Genomic DNA, 17,519 nt, shown 5'->3' on the forward strand with positions numbered 1-17,519 from the left:
CTCTCTAGACTGAGCCCATGGATGCCGTGCTGTGGATCATCGCGATCGTCGTCGGCCTGATCGTCGTCGTGGCGATCCTCGCCGTCGCGGTCCGCGGCATGCGCCCCAAGCTGCCAGAGCCGCAGGTGTTCACCCCGTCGCCGACGACCGCGCGCACGGCTCCCGCTTCGTCGGCGTCGACGGCCGCCTCCGGTTTGACGCCGAGCGTGATCGCCGAGATCGACCGGCTCGTCGGGGCCGGGCAGAAGATCCACGCCATCAAGCTGTACCGCGACCACTCGGGCGTCGGCCTCAAGGAAGCGAAGGACCGCATCGACCACTGGTCGGTCAGCACCACGGCGCCGCACCTCGCCGCCGTGTCGAACGCCACGGCCACGCGCTCGTCGATCACCCCGATGGTCGCGACCCCTTCGTCCGTGCGTGCGTCGCTGCCGGCTTCGGTGGCCTCCGAGATCGACCGGATGGTCGCTGGGGGTTCCGCCATCGCCGCGATCAAGGCGCTCCGCGAGCACACGGGACTCGGACTCAAGGAATCGAAGGACCTGATCGAGGCCTGGCCGCACACCCACGCGTCCTGACCAACTTGTCATTACAGGCTGCGCCCGGGAGAATGGACGTGCCCGCCCGATGAAGGAGCCCCATGTCCGACCGTCTCGACCGCGCCCGCACGACCGGCATCCTCGCCGTCCTCCGCGCCCCCTCCCCTGAACTGGCCATCGAGGCCTCGGAGGCGATCATCCGCGGCGGTGTCACCGGCATCGAGGTGACCTTCTCCACCCCCGACGCTCCGGCGGTCATCCGCGAACTCATCGCCCGCCACGGCGACGCCGCCTACGTCGGCGCGGGCACTGTGACCACCGCTGCACAGGCCGAGCACGCAGCGGATGCCGGAGCCGAGTTCCTGGTCAGCCCCGGCACACTGCCGCACCTCACGCGCAGCATGCTCGACACGGGCCGCGTCGTGATGACCGGCGCGATGACGCCGACCGAGGTCATGGGCGCGCTCGAGCTCGGCGTCGACGTCGTGAAGATCTTCCCGGCGTCGCTCGGCGGCCCGTCCTACCTCGGCGCCCTGCGGGGACCGTTCCCCGACGCCCCGCTCATGCCCACCGGCGGCGTGAACCCCGACAACCTGGCCGCCTGGTTCGCCGCCGGCGCGGTCGCGGTCGGCGCGGGCGGAGATTTGGCGAACGGAACCTCGATCGCGAACGGCGACTGGGCCGACATCGAGCAGCGCGCCGCGCGATTCGCCACGGCACTCACCGCCGCGCGGAGCTGACCGCCACACGGGACTGATCACCGCGCGGGGGAGATCACCCGATGTCCGGCATCATTTGGTATACCGGATGCATGCGTGCGCGAAGGATGTTGGCCGTCGGCGCCGTCACAGTTGCTCTGCTGACCGTGACGGCCTGCACAGCAGCGCCGCATCCTTCCCCGTCGACCCAGGAGGCTGCCATGACCGAAGCCACTCGCGATCTGCTCGCCGCCGCTGAATACGGAGACGCGATCGCCGTGCAGACGGCGATCGACGAGGGCGCGGACATCGAGGCGCGCGGATCCGGCGGGATGACAGCCCTGGTGGCGGCGACCAAGGCGAACCACGTCGACGCGGCGCGGGTCCTGATCGAGGCGGGGGCGGACGTGAATGCCAAAGACGACATCCAGGACTCCGCCTACCTCTACGCGGGCGCCCGCGGCCACGATGACATCCTTCGACTGACGCTCGACAACGGCGCCGACCTCGCGAGCACCAACCGCTTCGGCGGCACGGCGCTGATCCCCGCCTCCGAACGCGGACACCTCTCGACCGTCGAGATCCTGCTCGAGGCCGGTGTCGACCCTGACCACATCAACAACCTGAACTGGACGGCGCTGCACGAGGCGATCGTGCTCGGCGACGGATCCTCGACCTACGTCGACGTGGTTCGTGCCCTCCTCGACGGCGGGGCCGACAGTGGCATCACGGACGGCGACGGCGTGCTCCCGGTCGACCTCGCGAAGGCCAGGGGCTACGACGCGATCGTCGCCGAGCTCGAACGGTGATCGCCCTCGACCCGTGGGCCTGGGCGGCGCTCGCGGTGGCGGCGGCGGTCATCGGCATCTCGAAGACCGCACTGCCGGGCGGGAGCATCCTGGCGATCGCGCTGTTCGCGGCCGTCCTGCCCGCCCGCACCTCGACCGCGGCGACCCTGCTGCTCCTGATGGTCGGCGACCTGTTCGCCCTGTTCGCCTACCGCCGGCACGCGCACTGGCCCACGCTGCTGCGGCTCGCCCCCGCGGTCATCGCGGGATTGCTGGTCGGATTCGCGTTCCTCGCGCTCGCCGGCGATGGTGTGGTGCGCCGTGCGATCGGAGTGATCCTGCTGCTCATGATCGCCGTGACGTTGTGGCGCCGGTGGCGGCAGAGCAGAGCGGATACCGCGTCACCGCCCTCCAGCGGCATCCTGCTCGCAGGCGCCTACGGCACGCTCGGCGGCTTCACGACCATGGTCGCGAACGCCGGCGGGCCCGTCATGTCGATGTACTTCCTGGCCACCCGCACCCCGGTGCAGGTGTTCCTCGGTACCTCCGCGTGGTTCTTCGCCATCATCAATGTGATCAAGGTGCCGTTCCTCGCGGGCCTCGGGCTGTTCGAGCCAGCGGTACTGCTGATGGATGCCGTGCTCGCGCCGCTCGTGGTGGTCGGCGCGCTCCTCGGGTTGCGGGTCGCCCGTCGCATGAATCAGCGTGTGTTCGACCGCATCGTGATCGCACTCACGATCGTCGGTGCGGTCTACCTGCTGATCTGACCCCATCTATCTGCTCCCGCTCTGACTCCGGGGGTGCCCCCTTCGGCCCTGCGAGAACGGAGACGAGCGGGGTTCCGCGCGGCGCGGCTCGCCCCGACACGCGGCGCTACGGACGGACGGTCTCTGTTTCGGCCGCCCGTTCCGGCCTCTGACTCCGGGGCCGCGGGAACCTCAGTCGAGGAAGATGTCGGGGAAGAGCGCACTGTCGGGAGTGCCGGGGATCGCGGCATACCCGGAGAAGTCGGTCACACCGTCGGCTTCGAGCACGTCCTCGACGATGAGCGTCTGACCGGTGTACGACGCCGCGGGCTTGAGCAACACGGCATACGCGGCGTCCGCATAGATGTCGGGCGTGCGGCTCGCAGCCATGACCTTGTCACCACCGAGAAGGTTCTGCACGGCCGCCGTCGCGATCGTGGTGCGCGGCCACAGGGTGTTGGCGGCGATCCCGTCGCGTGCGAACTCGGCGGCGAGGCCGAGGGTCGCCATGGTCATGCCGAACTTCGCGAGCGTGTATCCGGTGTGCGCGCCCAACCACTTCGGGGTCGGGTTGAGGGGCGGCGACAGCGAGAGGATGTGCGGGTTCTCGGCATCCTTCAGGATCGGCACGGCGGCGCGCGAGAGCATGAACGTGCCGCGTACGTTGACGTCCTGCATCAGGTCGTACTTCTTGGCGTTCAGGTCGAGCGAGCGCGAGAGGTCGATGACGCTGGCGTTGTTGATCACGATGTCGATGCCGCCGAACTCGCCCTGCGTCTTCATGACCGCTTCGGTGATGTCGTCGTCGTCGCGCACGTCACCGACGATCGGCAGAGCCTGGCCGCCGGCCGCGCGGATCTGCTCGGCCGCGGTGTGGATCGTGCCTTCGAGCTTCGGATGCGGGGTGTCGGTCTTCGCGAGCATCGCGATGTTCGCACCGTCGGCAGCCGCCCGCAGCGCGATCGCGAGGCCGATGCCGCGGCTGCCGCCCGACATCAAGATGGTCTTGCCTGCAAGGGACATGGGTTCTCCTGGGTTCTCGATCGCGGGTTCTGAGGGGTGCCGCGGGTCAGCGCGGCGCCATGCGGATGGCACCGTCGAGGCGGATGGTCTCGCCGTTGAGGTAGCCGTTCTCGACGATCTGCTGCACGAGAGCGGCGTACTCGTCGGGGCGTCCGAGGCGCGAAGGGAAAGGCACCTGCTGGCCGAGCGAGTCCTGGGCCGCCTGCGGAAGACCCATCAGCATCGGGGTCTCCATGATGCCCGGAGCGATCGTGCACACCCTGATGCCGTAGCGGGCGAGCTCGCGCGCCACCGGGAGAGTCATGGCGTGCACACCGCCCTTGGATGCGGAGTAGGCGGGTTGGCCGATCTGACCGTCGAACGCGGCGACGCTCGCGGTGTTCACGATGACGCCGCGCTCCTCGTCGTGCAGCTCGTTCTTCGCGATCACGGCGGATGCCTGTGAGATGACGTTGAACGTGCCGACGAGGTTGATGCGGATCACGCGCTCGAAGTCGGCGAGCACAGCCGGGTTGCCTTCGCGGTCGAGCACCTTGGCGGGCGGCGCGATGCCGGCGCAGTTCACGACCACCCGCAGCGGAGCGGCGGACTGCGCGGCTGCGACGGCCGCCTGCACCTCATCCGCGTTCGTGACGTCGGCCGCGACGAATAGCCCACCGAGTTCGTCCGCGATCTCGGCCCCCTTCGACGAGGCGAGGTCGATGATGGTGACGTGCGCTCCCGCGGCGACGAGCCGGCGCGCCGTGGCGAGTCCGAGACCTGAGGCTCCGCCGGTGACGAGTGCACCCTGTCCGCTGATCTGCATCTGATGTTCTCCTTCGAACGTCGTCGTGCGACATGCATTGATGGAACGCAGTCCCAGCCTACGTGGTTCTTGGTTTCACCACGAGCCGAGGTACGGCGTCGAGAGCGAGCCTACGACACCGCCTCGCGCGCGAAGGAACCCGATAACCGGTGCGGGTAGGATCCGGAGAATGCGCCGCTCGCCCGGGATCCTCCGATCCGCGGGCACCGTCGCCCCGCCGGTGATAATGCGGCTCATTACCACGGCGAGCCTGGCGCTCCTGCTGCTCTTCGCCTTCGCCGTGACCACCCACGGGGCGCAGGACGAGAACGGCGCTGCCCCCTCCCTCACCGCCGCAGTCGTCGACGCGTTCGACCATGCGGCCGCAGCTGCCCAGGAGCAGGTCCTCACCGCCGCACCCGACAGCGGGACGAGCGCTCTCGTCGGAGCTGCGCTCTGCGCTCTGGGCGTGCTGTGCGGGCTCGCCGTGATGCTCCTGCGAACACGCGCAGCGCACCGGCGGGCACTGGTCACGCGACTCCGAGCCGGATCCGAGGCTCTGCGTCGATCGTCTGCATCTCCCCCGCGCCCACGCGCGACGACGCTCTCCCTCCTCCAGCTCGGCCTCTCCCGAACCTGATCCGCCGGCCGCACCCGCGCGACCGCATCGATCGCTCGCAACCCGGCCTCCCCCGCGGCATCCCCTCGATGTCCCTGTCGACCTCCTGTGTCGACGTCTCGCGTCGACGTCTCGCGTCGACATCTCGCGTCGACTCCGTGCGTCGACTCCAGGTGTCCACTCCGCGCGACCCCGACTCCTGAAGCCGTGCGTTGTGTGCGCGGCACCATCCGAGGCTCCGCCCTCTCGAACAATCTGCTCTCACCCCTCGAAGGAGACCCATGAAAAGCCCCGTGGACGACGCCGATCGGCGCGCTCCCCAACGCCCGAGTCCGCAGACGAACCCGATCGGCTGGACGATGCGGCGCGCGGTGGGCACGACCGTCATGGGAGCGGTGCTCAGCGTCCTGATCCTGCTCGTCGGCGGGGAGTCGGCGGCCGCACACGTGCCCCACAGCATCGTCGGCGTCTCAGAGGCGGATACGCCCGCGACGACTCAGACCCCCACACCCACACCCACCCCCACACCGACACCCACACCCACACCGACCAGCAGCACGACGCACGAGCAGCAGAACGGCGAGCGGAGGGTGCAGCGCGACGACCTCGGATTCCTGGGGACCGTCTTCCTCGTCGGGATCGGCTTCCTCCTCGCCCTCGGAGCGACCGGGGTGGTCTTGGCGGGGCGCGCGCGGCGGAGACGCGATCGGGCAGCGGAGACGGGACCGTCCGATGAAGCGTGAGAGCGTCCCGAAGTACGCCGTCGCCTTCGTGATCGCCGGCCTCGTCGTCCTGATCGACCAGAGCACCAAAGCGGCCGCGATCGCCGGGCTCAGCCAGACGGAACGGATACCCGTTCTGGGTGATGCGCTCGGCCTGCAGCTCGCCTACAACCCCGGGGCGGTGCTGTCGCTGGGCTCCGGGGCGACCTGGGTGCTGACCGTGGTCGGCGTGGGCGCCGTCGCCGCCCTGTTCGTCGCCGCGGTCCGCGCACGCACGACGTGGCGGGCCTGGGGGTTGGGTTTCATCCTCGGGGGCGCCATCGGGAACGTGCTGGACCGTCTGCTCGCTCCCCCCGGGTTCGGCATCGGCCATGTCACCGACTTCCTCGCGTACGGGAACTGGTTCATCGGGAACCTCGCCGACGTCGCGCTCGCGATCGGAGGCTTCGTCCTCGTCATCGGGGCCGGGGTCCGTCACCGTGCGCAGACACGGAACGCGGCAATCGGCGACCGGCCGGACGACGAACGAGAGGGCGCGAACGGATGAACAACTGGATGCCGGACGCGCCGCCGACCTTCGCCGACCTCGTGCTGCCCGCACCGGGCCCGTTCCCCCTCCTGCCCCTGGTCGCCGCCGTGCTGGCCATGGCGTACCTCGTCGGCGCGATCCGCCTCTGGCGGCAGCACCGCCGGTGGCCCGTCTGGCGCACGGTCGTGTTCCTCCTGGGCTGCCTCGCGCTCGCGGCCGTCACCGGTCTCGGGGTCGAGGCATACGGCTACGCGCTGATGTCGGTGTTCATGTTCCAGCAGCTCACGCTGATGATCGCGATCCCGCCCCTGCTGGTGCTCGGATCACCGGGCACCCTGCTCCTGCGTGCCACGCCCCACCACGGGCTGGGTGCCGCCGCGCTGCGTGCCGCGCACGGCGGACTCCGCAGCCGCGTCGCCCGATGGATCCTGAGCCCGTGGATCGCCCTGCCGGTGTACCTGATCGCGTTCTACGGTCTGTATCTGGCCGGTCTCGCCGATCGCGTCCTCGCTGCTCCCGGCGGTCACATCGCCCTGGAGGTCGGGTTCCTCATCGTGGGCATCCTGTTCGCGATCCCGGTGCTGAGCTCCGATCCCCTCCCCGTGCGTCTCGGGCACGGCGGGCGGGCACTCGACGTCTTCGCCGAGGCCGCCCTGCACGCGTTCTTCGGGGTCTTCCTGATGATGGCGACGACGATGCTCGTCGACCACTTCGTCGCCCCGACCCTCGCCCTCGGGATGGATCCGCTCGAGGACCAGCGTCTGGCGGGCGGTCTGGCCTGGTCCTACGGCGAGGCGCCGACGCTGCTGATGCTCGTGTACGTGATGCATCGGTGGTTCCGTGACGACACGGCCCGTGCCGCCGCCGATGACCGCTACGCCGATGCGCACGGCACGACTGAGCTCGACGCCTACAACGCCTACCTCGAAGGCCTGCGCGACGAGAGCCGATGAACCGCACCCGTCGCCGTCACCCGTCGCCGTCGCCGTCACCCGTCGCCGTCGGGCAGGATGGACGGATGAGCATCCCCTCCGCCTCCCTCGACGTGCCGACGCGGGTGCGCGAGCTCGCCCGCGGTGTGGCGCTCGTGCCGGTCTGGCTCAACGGGATCGGCGGGCTGACCTTCCGCACCGACGACGGCCGGTACATCAAATGGGGGCCCCTCGACGATGAGGCGAACATGCGCGACGAAGCCGAGCGCATGCGGTGGGCGCGCACCTGGATCGCGGTGCCCGAGGTGCTCGAACAGGGGCAGGACGAGACACACGAGTGGCTCGTCACCGTCGCGCTCGACGCGAGCAGTGCCGTCGACCCGCGCTGGGCCGACCAGCCCGAGACCGCGGTACGGGCGGTCGGCGCGGGCCTGCGGGCGCTGCACGACGCCCTGCCCGTGGCCGAATGCCCCTGGGAGTGGAGCACGCAGTGGCGGATCGCCAACGCCGCCGACCGCGGAACGATCGTGCCCGACGAGCTGCTCCAGACGCCGCCGATCGACCGACTGGTGGTGTGCCACGGCGATGCCTGCATGCCGAACACGCTTCTCGATGCCGCCGGCCGTCCCGCCGCGTTCGTCGATCTCGCAGCTCTCGGAGTCGCCGACCGCTGGGCCGACATCGCCGTGGCATCGATGAGCACGATGTGGAACTTCGGATCCGGCTGGGAGGACACGCTCATCGAGGCCTACGGGGTCGAGCCCGACCGCGAGCGCCTCGAGTACTACCGGCGGCTCTGGAACGAGACATGAGCGTGGCGCCCCCGCCCGCCGGTCGACCGCCGGTGTTCGGCCCGGTCGTCGACGACATGACCCGGTGCGTGCACTACCGGGGCCCGACAGACATCATCGCGATCCGCTTCGCCTGCTGCGGCGATCACTACCCGTGCCATCGCTGTCACGAGGAGTCCGCGGGGCACCCGGCGCAGCAGTGGGCGCCCGAGCAGCACGACACCGCGGCGATCCTCTGCGGCGCATGCGGACACGAGCTCACGATCACCGAGTACTTCGCGGTGACGGGCTGCCCTCGCTGCACCGCCCCGTTCAACGAGCGCTGTGCTCTGCACCGGGAGCACTACTTCCAGCCGAGTTGGAGCTAGCCGACCCTAGCTCCACACGAATCGGAAGGTCCCGACGAGGACGGCGGCGGCAAGGGCGAGGGCCATGATCGCGATGCCGCCGATCAGCGCCACCGCATCGCGCGGGTGCAACCGGGACGGTCGCGACCAGGTGCGGGGGATGCCGGAGCCGAAGCCGCGCGCCTCCATCGCGAGTGCCAGCGTGGACCCGCGCCGCACCGCGAACACGAGCAGCACGAAGGCCATCGAGAAGAATCGTCGCAGCACACCCCGATCCCCCACGCCCCGTGCACGACGGGCCAGGCTCATGGTGCGCCAGTCGTCGAGGAACAGGCCCAGCATCCGGGTGCCGGCGAGGATGCCGAGCACGAAGCGACTGGGGAGCTTCGCGACCTGGGCCAGCGCATCGGCGAGCTCTGTGGGGTCGGTGCCGCCGAAGAGCAGGATCGTCGGCAGTCCGAGCGCGATCACGCGCAGGCTCACCGCGATCGCGAGCGTGATGGAATCCTCGCTGATCGTGGCGAATCCGAAGGTCCAGTAGATCCGCCCTGCGGGTTCGGCGTAGAGCAGCATGCTCACGCCGGCGATCGGTGCGAAGATCGCGATCGGCAGCAGGCGCTTCAGCACCGTCGACAGCCGCAGTCCGGTCAAGGGCAGGCAGAGCAGCTGCAGGACGATCGCGGCCAGCGCGCTCGTGACGTCGATCGACGCGAACAGCGGCACCGACAGCAGCACGGCGAGCACCAGCTTCGTCACCGGGTTCACACCGTCGAGCCATACCGTCCGTACGGTCTCGACCGCCGTCACGATGTCGCCTCCCCTTCGCGTCCCAGTTCGATGCGATGCCCGCCCAGGTACCGGATCACGGCGTCGTCGTGCGTGACCGCGACGATCGACCGACCGCGCGCGATCTCCTCCTGCAGGAGCGCGACGAGCGAGATCCACCCACGCCGGTCCTGCCCGAAGGTCGGCTCGTCGAGCACGATCACCTCGGGTGCTCCCGCGAGCACGGTCGCGACGGACAGTCGACGCTTCTGCCCGCCGGAGAGCGTGAACGGGTTGGCGAGCGCGAGAGACGCGAGTCCGAGGCGCTCGAGCAGTTCCTCGACGACGCCGTCCGTCTTCGCGCGGTCCCACCCGAGGGCTCGCGGGCCGACGGCGAGCTCGTCGCGCAGCGTCTGCGTGAGGAACTGATGCTCCGGCTCCTGGAAGACCATGCCGATGCGGGTGAGCAGCTCACGCGAGGACCAGCGGATCGGGCGGGGGCCCTTGCGCCCCGCCAGCTCGGGCGCCGAACGCACTTCGCCGGCCTGCTCCGGGATGAGGCCGGCGAGGGTGAGTGCGAGCGTCGACTTGCCCGCGCCGTTCGGCCCGGTGATCACGGTCGCGTTCGCACGCGGCACGCGCAGGTCGAGCCCCGACTGCACGACGACGCCCGCCTCTCTCGCGATCGAGAGCGCGGAGGCCGTGAGGGCATCGGAGGCAGGAACCTGTTCGAGCATCGGAAGGTCGATGCCGCGGTCGGGCACCCACACCCCCGCATCGGCGAGCACGTCGCCGTGGGCCGCGAACACCTGCGCGGGCGCACCGTCGGCGAGGAGTCCTCCGTCGGCCGCCAACACGATCACGCGCGTCATCAGATCGACCCAGATCGGGGTGCGGTGCTCGACGACCACGAGCGTCGCGCCGGTCGTCTCGACGGCGCGCTCGACACTCGCCCGCACCTCCCGCACCCCCTCCGGGTCGAGGTTCGCGGTGGGCTCGTCGAGCAGCAGCAGCCCCGGTCGCATCGCGAGCACACCGGCCAGCACCAGCCGCTGCTTCTGCCCGCCGGAGAGCGCCTTCGTGGGGCGTCGCAGCGGAACATCGAGGCCGACGGCGTCGAGCGCCTCGGCGACGCGACCCGGGATCTCGGACGCCGCGACGCCCAGGTTCTCGCAGCCGAACGCGACGTCGTCGCCGACCTTCGACAGCACGATGCCGGCGTCCGGGTCCTGCAGGACGAGTCCGACCTGACCGTGCCGTGACTCGGGGGCCGCACCGTCGATGCGCAAAGACCCCGTCCGTTCCCCCTCGTCGTCATCGCCGAGGACCCCGGCGAGGCCGGCGAGCAGCGTCGACTTCCCTGCACCCGAGGCGCCGAGCAGGAGCACCCGCTCGCCCGGTTCGATCGTGAAGGAGACGTCCGCGACGGCGGGACGCTTTCGACCGGCGTACCGCCAGCCCCAGCCCGCAGCCTGCACGCGGGCCGGGGAGGCGAAGGTCACGCTCAGACCTCGCGCACGTGCTCTCGCCCGACGGCGAAGCGGTTGAGGGCGCCGGTGACGGCGAGGGCGCGTACGAGCAGCCAACCGACCACGCCGGCCAGGATCGCCCCGGAGACGACCACGCTGATCAGATAGATCGTGTTGAACTCGACCGACTTCAGGATGTTCGGCGAGCTGCCGTAGAACAGCTCGAACACCCAGGCGGCCACGGCGGCTCCGACGCCGGCGAGCGCAGCGACTGCGATCCCGAAACGACGGTAGAAGAACAGGGCGAAGATGATCTCTGCACCGAGGCCCTGCACGATGCCCGACAACACGGTCGAGACACCCCACACGTTGCCGATCAGCATCGACACGATCGCGGCGACCAGTTCGACCACGAGCGCGGCCCCCGGCTTGCGGATCACGAGACCGCCGACGACACCGCCGAGCAGCCAGATGCCGACGGCGATGCCACCGAGGCCCGGTGTCAGGGCGTCGGCCGCGCCGAACCACGCGTATCCGATGGTGTTCCATCCCCAGAACACGAGACCGATCGCGACGCCGAGGACAGCGGCGACGACGATGTCGACGACGCGCCAGCGCCAGATCGATGGGCGGTGCAGCCCGTTCGCATCGGCGGATGCCTGCTGTGCGGATGTGGACGTAGGCGTACTCATCTGAACTCCTCCCTGCGCTGGCATGACCCAGATCAGGTTCGACGGTCGAAGCGCGATTCGCTCCCTCTCAGCCCGGCTCGCCGGACTCCCGTGGTTGTGCTGAAGATCCTACCCGCTGGCGACACCCGCGTGGCGACAAGGCTGTGCGCCGCGGAACCCGCCCGGGATTGGGTACCGTGAACGAGTGACCGCAACAGATCCCGCCGACGAGGCGACGGGCGTCGTCCGTGACGACGGCCCCGCGACCACCGCCCCCTCCGGCTCCGTCGATGCCGCGTCGGGCGGTTCGGTGCTCACGGCCGAGCAGACGTCGACGCGCGCGCTCGCACCGGAATCGGTGGTCGCCCCGGAACCGGCCACGCCCGCTCTGACGAAACCGCCATTCGTTCCGCGTGAGACTGCCGCGGGAGACGCCGACGATCCCCTCGCCGCGCTCGACGCGACCACCCCCCAGTGGGCGGACGAGACCACCACCGCCACCGCTCTGACCTGGGTGGACCCCGCGACGGTGGCCGACCACACCGCCACCGCGACTCTCGACGAGACGTCGGAAGCCGAGCGGACGAACGGCCTGCTCCGCGGGGCACGCCTGCGCCCGGCCATCGCCCGTCCCGGCATCCTCGTTCCGCTGGCCACGCTCGTGGGCCTCGTCGCCGCGTATGCCGGCACCACGCTGCTCTGGCCGCTGCACGAGGTACCTCCGACAGTGCAGTCCGTCGAGTTCGCGACGACGCCCGCTGCCGCAGCCACCGTCACCTGGCCCACCGAGGGCGCGGGCGCCGTCGGCATCTCCGGCATGACCACTGCGGCCTCGATCCCCGATGCGGTGAGCATCGCGAGCATCACCAAGGTCGTGAGCAGCCTGATGGTGCTCGACCGTATGCCGCTGGCGGTGGGCGAACAGGGGCCCGAGTTCTCGTTCACCCGGGCCGACAGCGTGAAGTACTGGGACTACCGGCGCAGCGACCAGTCCGCACTCGATGTGCCGATCGGCGGGGTGCTGACCGAATACCAACTCCTGCAGGGCACGCTGATGGGATCGGCGAACAACTACATCGACCGGCTCGCGAGCGAGATCTGGGGGTCCGATCGCGAATTCGCCCGGGCCGCCGAGGTGTGGCTGCGCGAACGAGGCCTCACCGGCATCACCGTGGTGACGCCGTCCGGCTTCGACGAGCGTAATGTGGCCACCCCCGAGGCGCTGGTCGCCCTCGGCGAGCGTGCCATGCAGAACCCGGTGTTCGCCGAGATCGTCGGCACCAAGTCGGTGGACCTCCCGGGCGCCGGCACCGTCGTCAACACGAACGGGATGCTCGACGATCCCGGTGTCGTCGGCGTCAAGACCGGCACACTCGTCGGCTGGAACCTGCTCACCGCGAAGGACGTCGTCATCGGCGACACGACCGTGCACCTCTTCGCCGCGGCGCTGAACCAGGCCGGCAACGATGAGCGACTCGCTCTCACCCGCTCCCTGTTCGCGGAGGCGGAAGCGGCGCTGGAGGCGCAGCCGCCCGCCGTCGCGAAGGACACCGTGGTCGGTCAGGTCACGACCCCCTGGGGGGAGGAGGTCGACGTCATCACCGAGACCGATGCCGATGTGGTGCTGTGGAACGGGGCGACCGCCACCGCGGCGACGGCCTTCGATCTCGGCGAAGACCGTGAACAGGACGACGCCGTGGGCACGCTGACGACGACCGGTCCGCTCAACACCGTCACCACGCCTCTGGTGCTGGCCGAGGATGTGGAGGGGCCGAGCCCGTGGTGGCGTCTGACCCACCCGCTCGAGCTGCTCGGAATCAGGGCCGACCGCTCCTGACACCTCGTCACGCGCGCCGTGCCGGCGCCCGCGACGACGCGATCCGCGTACGACGACGCCCCACCCCGCGAGAGCGGAGTGGGGCGTCGTCGTGGGGATGCCGGAGGGCGGGAACGCTCAGGAACGGTGGCTCGAACCGTCGGCCCCGTCTTCCAGCAGGGCCTGGGCTGCCGCCGTCTCGGCAGCGGGCAGCTGAGCACCGATCGAGGCTCCGGCAACGGCGGCCGCAGCCTCCTCTCCTGCACCTTCGGCATCGCTCGCATCGCCCGAGACGACGACGGGCGTCGTGCCGGTGAGGGCGTCTTCGGCGTCGATGTCGGTCGCCGCCTGCTCGAACTGCGACTGGTACAGACGCCAGTAGGCGCCCTGCGCGGCGATGAGCTCGTCGTGCGTCCCCTTCTCCACGATGTCACCGTGCTCCATCACCAGGATCAGGTCGGCGTCGCGGATGGTCGACAGTCGGTGCGCGATCACGAACGACGTGCGTCCTTCACGAAGCGCGGCCATCGCGTGCTGCAGCAGCAGTTCGGTGCGGGTGTCGACGGCCGACGTGGCCTCATCGAGGATGAGGATCGACGGCTGAGCGACGAATGCCCGCGCGATGGTGATGAGCTGACGCTCGCCTGCCGACACGTTCGCGGCATCCTCGTCGAGCACCGTGTCGTAGCCCTCGGGGAGGGCGTGCACGAAGCGATCGACATAGGTCGCCTTGGCGGCGGCGAGAACCTCGTCGTCGCTCGCGGTGGAGCGACCGTAGCGGATGTTCTCGCGGATGCTGCCGGCGAACAGCCACGGGTCCTGGAGCACCATGCCGGTGCGCGACCGCAGTTCGTCGCGGGTCACCTCGGCGATGTCCTGGCCGTCGAGCATGATGCGCCCGCCGCTGAGCTCGTAGAAGCGCATGATCAGGTTGACCAAGGTCGTCTTTCCCGCACCGGTCGGACCGACGATGGCGACGGTCTGCCCCGGCTCCACCCGGAATGACAGGTCGCGGATGAGCGGACGCTCGGGTGTGTACGAGAACGCGACGTTCTCGAACTCGATGACGCCCTTGCCCTCCACCAGCTCGGGGGCATCGGCGTCGTCCGCCTCCTGCTCCTCGGCGTCGAGCAGTTCGAAGACCCGCTCGGCGGAGGCCGTGCCGGACTGCACGACCGCGGCCATGCCACCCAGCTCGGACAGGGGCTGCGTGAACTGCTGCGAGTACTGGATGAACGCCTGCACGTCGCCGAGACGGAGCTGGCCGTTCGCGACCATCAGACCCCCGAGCACCGCGATGCCCACGTAGCTGAGGTTTCCGACGAACATCATCGCCGGCATGATGATGCCGGAGAGGAACTGTGCCTTGAAGCTCGCCTGGAACAGCTCTTCGTTCTCGACCTGGAACTTGTCCAGCGCATCCTTCTCCCGGCCGAAGACCTTCACGAGCGCGTGGCCGGAGAATGCCTCCTCGACGCGGGCGTTCAGGCGACCGACCTTGCGCCACTGGGTGCCGAAGGCCTTCTGCGAGCGCGGTCCGATGATGCCGAAGATGACGCCCATGAGCGGCAGCGTGATGAGGGCGACGAGCGCGAGCTGCCACGAGATCGAGAACATCATCACGAGCACGCCGATCACGGTGAGCACCGAAGTGAGTGCTCCCGAGAGCGACTGCTGCATCGTCTGCGTGATGTTGTCGATGTCGTTCGTGACGCGCGAGATCAGCTCGCCGCGCTGCACCTTGTCGAAGTACGCCAGCGGCAGGCGGTTGATCTTCGCCTCGACCGACTCGCGCAGCCGCCACATGGTGCGGACCATGATCACGTTGATGACGTAGCCCTGGATCCAGGTGAGGAAGGCCGCGGCCACGTAGATGCCGAGCACCGCGGCGATGACGAGACGCAGTGCGTCGAAGTCGATGCCCTGGCCGACCGTGAAGTCGCCCAGCGCGCCGACCTGGTTCGCGAAGTCGTCCTGCCCACCGGCCCGCAGCGCCTCGACGACGACGTCCTGCGAGGTCCCGGCCGGGAAGCCGGGGAACCCGTCGGTCGGCTGTCCGAGCTGGATGGAGATGAAGCCCTTGTAGACGAGGTTGGTGGCCTCGGCGAGCACCTTGGGCGCCGCGACCGTCAGGACCACGCCGATCGCACCCAGGATCGACACGAAGACGAACCAGATGGCCGACGGCTTGAGCAGCCCGATCATGCGCGCGAAACTCGGACCGAAGTTGTCGGCCTTGCCCGGCGCGACGCTGTCCCAGTCGCCGGAGTTCTGACGTGCCTGCTCGGCGAGCTCGGCCTCGTACTTCTCCTCGGCGCTCAGCTCGACCTCGGCGACGGGCGCTGCCGCCTTGCCGCGGCCGCGTCTGGCCGTGCGCTTCTCGTTGTTGTCCTGCGCGCTCATGCGTCCACCCCCAGCTGCGACTCGACGATCTCTCGGTAGGTGTCGCTCGTCTCGAGCAGTTCCTCGTGCGTGCCGACGCCGACCATGGTTCCGCCGTCGAGGACGACGATGCGGTCCGCGTCCGTGATGGTGGAGATGCGCTGGGCGACCACGATCTTCGTCACGTGCGGGAGCTCCCGCCACAACGCCTGCCGCAATCGCGCGTCCGTCGTGAGGTCGAGGGCCGAGAACGAGTCGTCGAAGACCAGGATCTGCGGCTGGTGCACGATCGCGCGGGCGATCGCGAGTCGCTGACGCTGACCACCCGAGACGTTCGTGCCGCCCTGGGCGATGCGGGAGTCGAGACCATCGGGCATCTCCTCGACGAAGTCGCGACCCTGTGCGATGTCGAGCGCGTGCCACAGCTCTTCGTCGGTGGCCTCTTCCCGGCCGTAGCGCAGGTTCGACGCGACGGTGCCGGTGAAGAGGAACGGACGCTGCGGCACCAGGCCGATGCTGTCCCACAGCGACTCGACGTCGGCCTCGCGCACATCGGTGCCCCCGACGTGCACGGAGCCGCCCGAGACGTCGAACAGGCGCGGGATGAGCGACACGAGGGTCGTCTTTCCGGAGCCGGTGGAGCCGACGATCGCGACGGTCTCACCCGGCTGCGCGGCGAAGCTGATGCCGGTGAGCACGGGGGAATCGGCACCGGGGTAGGTGAACTCGACGTCGTCGAGCGCCACGGATCCGGGGACCGGGAACTCGGTGACGCCGTTCTCGGGGCGGACCAGCGTGGACTCGGAGTCGAGAACCTCGCCGATGCGCTCGGCCGACACCGCGGCGCGCGGGATCATCATCGCCATGAAGCTCGCCATGATGACGCCGCCCATGATCTGGCCGATGTACTGCATGAAGGCGAACAGTGTGCCCACCTGCACCGTGCCGTTGTTGACCTCGATGCCGCCGAACCAGATGACCGAGACGACCGTGACGTTCAGGATGAGCATGAACAGCGGGAACAGCAGCACGAAGAGCGAGCCCACCTTGCGGCCGACGACCATGATGTCGGTGTTGGCGCCGCGGAAGCGGTCTTCCTCGATGCGCTCGCGCACGAATGCCCGCACGACGCGCACGCCGGTGAGCTGTTCGCGCATGATGCGGTTGACGTTGTCGAGCTTGCCCTGGTAGCTGCGGAACAGCGGGACCATGCGCCCGATCACGAGGGCGGCCAGGATCAGCAGCAGCGGCACAGACACGGCGATGAGCCAGCTGAGGCCGACGTTCGTCTGCACGGCGAAGATGATGCCGCCGATCGCGAGGAGCGGCGCCGTGACGAGCATGGTCGCGCCCATCATCGCCAGCATCTGCACCTGCTGCACATCGTTCGTGTTGCGGGTGATGAGCGAGCCGGCGCCGAACTGCGAGACCTCACGCTCGGAGAAGCCGCTGACCTTGCCGAAGACGTCGGCGCGGATGTCGCGGCCGGCGCCCATCGCTGCGCGCGCGGCGAAGTACGTCGCGGTGACCGAGGCGATGATCTGCCCCAGCGAGACCGCGAGCATGAACAGACCGGTGCTCCAGATGTAGCCGGTGTCACCGCGGGCGACGCCCTTGTCGATGATGTCGGCGTTCAGTCGCGGGAGGTAGAGGGTCGCTGCGACGCTGGCGAGCTGGAAGACCAGCACCGCGAGCAGCAACCATCGGTATCGGGAGAGATAGCGGAGGAGGATTTTTCCCAGCACAGGCGGACTTTCTAGGAAGGATGAAGCGGCGGATTTCTCGGCAGACGGATGCCGACCGACAATCGGCCACAAGACAGAGTGCCACGATCCGCGGACATTCGTATCCCCCTCATGGGGGACCTTCGCTCACAGCGAACCGCTTCCCGTCCCGAT

The 17,519-nt window shown here is 69.5% G+C and carries 18 protein-coding genes and 1 riboswitch; of the genes, 11 read left to right on the top strand and 7 right to left on the bottom strand.

The window, feature by feature from the left end; genetic code table 11:
• Positions 1-17: 17 nt before the first annotated feature.
• The 4 genes from MicroSTF_RS19210 (at position 18) to MicroSTF_RS09705 (ending at position 2,792) form a co-directional block, all read left to right on the top strand.
• Positions 18-578 carry a ribosomal protein L7/L12 gene (locus MicroSTF_RS19210; RefSeq protein ID WP_416338470.1) on the top strand — a complete coding sequence of 187 codons (561 nt, stop codon included), beginning with the start codon at positions 18-20 and terminating at the stop codon, positions 576-578.
• A 62-nt stretch (positions 579-640) separates the two neighbouring features.
• Complete coding sequence (locus MicroSTF_RS09695; RefSeq protein WP_029267830.1) at positions 641-1,279, top strand: bifunctional 4-hydroxy-2-oxoglutarate aldolase/2-dehydro-3-deoxy-phosphogluconate aldolase; 639 nt, start codon at positions 641-643, stop codon at positions 1,277-1,279.
• Positions 1,280-1,458: 179 nt separating this feature from the next.
• Positions 1,459-2,046 (top strand): ankyrin repeat domain-containing protein, encoded by a 588-nt coding sequence (locus tag MicroSTF_RS09700; RefSeq protein WP_322955227.1) that lies wholly within the window; start codon positions 1,459-1,461, stop codon positions 2,044-2,046.
• Entirely contained in the window at positions 2,043-2,792 is a 750-nt protein-coding gene (locus MicroSTF_RS09705) for a sulfite exporter TauE/SafE family protein (protein ID WP_029267832.1), read from the top strand. The genes MicroSTF_RS09700 and MicroSTF_RS09705 overlap by 4 nt, the downstream gene beginning before the upstream one ends.
• A gap of 171 nt (positions 2,793-2,963) precedes the next feature.
• Here MicroSTF_RS09705 and MicroSTF_RS09710 read toward each other — a convergent pair whose 3' ends face one another.
• Positions 2,964-3,794, bottom strand: a complete 831-nt coding sequence (locus MicroSTF_RS09710) for an SDR family oxidoreductase (RefSeq protein WP_021198290.1) — start codon at positions 3,792-3,794, stop codon at positions 2,964-2,966.
• Positions 3,795-3,840: 46 nt separating this feature from the next.
• Positions 3,841-4,599 (bottom strand): SDR family NAD(P)-dependent oxidoreductase, encoded by a 759-nt coding sequence (locus MicroSTF_RS09715; protein ID WP_021198289.1) that lies wholly within the window; start codon positions 4,597-4,599, stop codon positions 3,841-3,843.
• A gap of 169 nt (positions 4,600-4,768) precedes the next feature.
• On the opposite strand from MicroSTF_RS09715, the gene MicroSTF_RS09720 reads away from it, so the two are divergent.
• From MicroSTF_RS09720 to MicroSTF_RS09745, 6 genes are all read left to right on the top strand, one after another.
• Positions 4,769-5,218, top strand: coding sequence for a hypothetical protein (locus MicroSTF_RS09720; RefSeq protein WP_136024078.1), 450 nt, complete (start codon positions 4,769-4,771; stop codon positions 5,216-5,218).
• 260 nt (positions 5,219-5,478) lie between these two features.
• Complete coding sequence (locus tag MicroSTF_RS09725; protein WP_322955231.1) at positions 5,479-5,940, top strand: hypothetical protein; 462 nt, start codon at positions 5,479-5,481, stop codon at positions 5,938-5,940.
• A complete protein-coding gene (locus MicroSTF_RS09730; protein ID WP_322955233.1) occupies positions 5,930-6,466 on the top strand; it encodes a signal peptidase II in 537 nt (178 codons plus the stop codon). The genes MicroSTF_RS09725 and MicroSTF_RS09730 overlap by 11 nt, the downstream gene beginning before the upstream one ends.
• Positions 6,463-7,401 (top strand): cytochrome c oxidase assembly protein, encoded by a 939-nt coding sequence (locus MicroSTF_RS09735; RefSeq protein ID WP_029258527.1) that lies wholly within the window; start codon positions 6,463-6,465, stop codon positions 7,399-7,401. Before MicroSTF_RS09730 ends, MicroSTF_RS09735 begins: the two co-directional genes overlap by 4 nt.
• A 65-nt stretch (positions 7,402-7,466) precedes the next feature.
• On the top strand, positions 7,467-8,192 hold the full coding sequence (locus MicroSTF_RS09740; RefSeq protein WP_322955235.1) for an aminoglycoside 3'-phosphotransferase: 726 nt from the start codon (positions 7,467-7,469) through the stop codon (positions 8,190-8,192).
• The gene (locus MicroSTF_RS09745) at positions 8,189-8,539 is read left to right on the top strand and encodes a CHY zinc finger protein (RefSeq protein WP_136024083.1); all 351 of its coding nucleotides are present in this window, start codon (positions 8,189-8,191) and stop codon (positions 8,537-8,539) included. The genes MicroSTF_RS09740 and MicroSTF_RS09745 overlap by 4 nt, the downstream gene beginning before the upstream one ends.
• Before the next feature lie 6 nt (positions 8,540-8,545).
• Here MicroSTF_RS09745 and MicroSTF_RS09750 read toward each other — a convergent pair whose 3' ends face one another.
• From MicroSTF_RS09750 to MicroSTF_RS09760, 3 genes are all read right to left on the bottom strand, one after another.
• Entirely contained in the window at positions 8,546-9,325 is a 780-nt protein-coding gene (locus MicroSTF_RS09750; protein WP_136024085.1) for an energy-coupling factor transporter transmembrane component T family protein, read from the bottom strand.
• Positions 9,322-10,791, bottom strand: coding sequence for an ABC transporter ATP-binding protein (locus tag MicroSTF_RS09755; protein ID WP_416338486.1), 1,470 nt, complete (start codon positions 10,789-10,791; stop codon positions 9,322-9,324). Before MicroSTF_RS09755 ends, MicroSTF_RS09750 begins: the two co-directional genes overlap by 4 nt.
• Positions 10,788-11,444 carry an ECF transporter S component gene (locus tag MicroSTF_RS09760; RefSeq protein ID WP_021198280.1) on the bottom strand — a complete coding sequence of 219 codons (657 nt, stop codon included), beginning with the start codon at positions 11,442-11,444 and terminating at the stop codon, positions 10,788-10,790. The genes MicroSTF_RS09755 and MicroSTF_RS09760 overlap by 4 nt, the downstream gene beginning before the upstream one ends.
• Positions 11,437-11,546, bottom strand: a riboswitch (TPP riboswitch). It overlaps the preceding gene by 8 nt.
• A gap of 82 nt (positions 11,547-11,628) precedes the next feature.
• Between MicroSTF_RS09760 and MicroSTF_RS09765 the strand changes: the two genes are divergently transcribed.
• Positions 11,629-13,260 (top strand): D-alanyl-D-alanine carboxypeptidase family protein, encoded by a 1,632-nt coding sequence (locus MicroSTF_RS09765; RefSeq protein WP_021198279.1) that lies wholly within the window; start codon positions 11,629-11,631, stop codon positions 13,258-13,260.
• 117 nt (positions 13,261-13,377) lie between these two features.
• Here MicroSTF_RS09765 and MicroSTF_RS09770 read toward each other — a convergent pair whose 3' ends face one another.
• Both MicroSTF_RS09770 and MicroSTF_RS09775 read right to left on the bottom strand, forming a co-directional pair.
• Entirely contained in the window at positions 13,378-15,642 is a 2,265-nt protein-coding gene (locus MicroSTF_RS09770) for an ABC transporter ATP-binding protein (protein WP_322955241.1), read from the bottom strand.
• Entirely contained in the window at positions 15,639-17,366 is a 1,728-nt protein-coding gene (locus MicroSTF_RS09775; protein ID WP_029258535.1) for an ABC transporter ATP-binding protein, read from the bottom strand. The genes MicroSTF_RS09770 and MicroSTF_RS09775 overlap by 4 nt, the downstream gene beginning before the upstream one ends.
• Positions 17,367-17,519 lie beyond the last annotated feature (153 nt).

Origin of the sequence: Microbacterium sp. STF-2, from assembly GCF_034650155.1 — a bacterium.
Taxonomy (GTDB): Bacteria; Actinomycetota; Actinomycetes; order Actinomycetales; family Microbacteriaceae; genus Microbacterium; species Microbacterium maritypicum_A.

Excerpts from the sequence above, each read along its gene's own strand:
- MicroSTF_RS19210 (WP_416338470.1), top strand. The coding sequence starts at position 18 with ATGGATGCCGTGCTGTGGATCATCGCGATCGTCGTCGGCCTGATCGTC.
- MicroSTF_RS09695 (WP_029267830.1), top strand. The coding sequence starts at position 641 with ATGTCCGACCGTCTCGACCGCGCCCGCACGACCGGCATCCTCGCCGTC.
- MicroSTF_RS09700 (WP_322955227.1), top strand. The coding sequence starts at position 1,459 with ATGACCGAAGCCACTCGCGATCTGCTCGCCGCCGCTGAATACGGAGAC.
- MicroSTF_RS09710 (WP_021198290.1), bottom strand. The coding sequence starts at position 3,794 with ATGTCCCTTGCAGGCAAGACCATCTTGATGTCGGGCGGCAGCCGCGGC.
- MicroSTF_RS09715 (WP_021198289.1), bottom strand. The coding sequence starts at position 4,599 with ATGCAGATCAGCGGACAGGGTGCACTCGTCACCGGCGGAGCCTCAGGT.
- MicroSTF_RS09720 (WP_136024078.1), top strand. The coding sequence starts at position 4,769 with ATGCGCCGCTCGCCCGGGATCCTCCGATCCGCGGGCACCGTCGCCCCG.
- MicroSTF_RS09725 (WP_322955231.1), top strand. The coding sequence starts at position 5,479 with ATGAAAAGCCCCGTGGACGACGCCGATCGGCGCGCTCCCCAACGCCCG.
- MicroSTF_RS09730 (WP_322955233.1), top strand. The coding sequence starts at position 5,930 with ATGAAGCGTGAGAGCGTCCCGAAGTACGCCGTCGCCTTCGTGATCGCC.
- MicroSTF_RS09735 (WP_029258527.1), top strand. The coding sequence starts at position 6,463 with ATGAACAACTGGATGCCGGACGCGCCGCCGACCTTCGCCGACCTCGTG.
- MicroSTF_RS09740 (WP_322955235.1), top strand. The coding sequence starts at position 7,467 with ATGAGCATCCCCTCCGCCTCCCTCGACGTGCCGACGCGGGTGCGCGAG.
- MicroSTF_RS09745 (WP_136024083.1), top strand. The coding sequence starts at position 8,189 with ATGAGCGTGGCGCCCCCGCCCGCCGGTCGACCGCCGGTGTTCGGCCCG.
- MicroSTF_RS09760 (WP_021198280.1), bottom strand. The coding sequence starts at position 11,444 with ATGAGTACGCCTACGTCCACATCCGCACAGCAGGCATCCGCCGATGCG.
- MicroSTF_RS09770 (WP_322955241.1), bottom strand. The coding sequence starts at position 15,642 with ATGAGCGCGCAGGACAACAACGAGAAGCGCACGGCCAGACGCGGCCGC.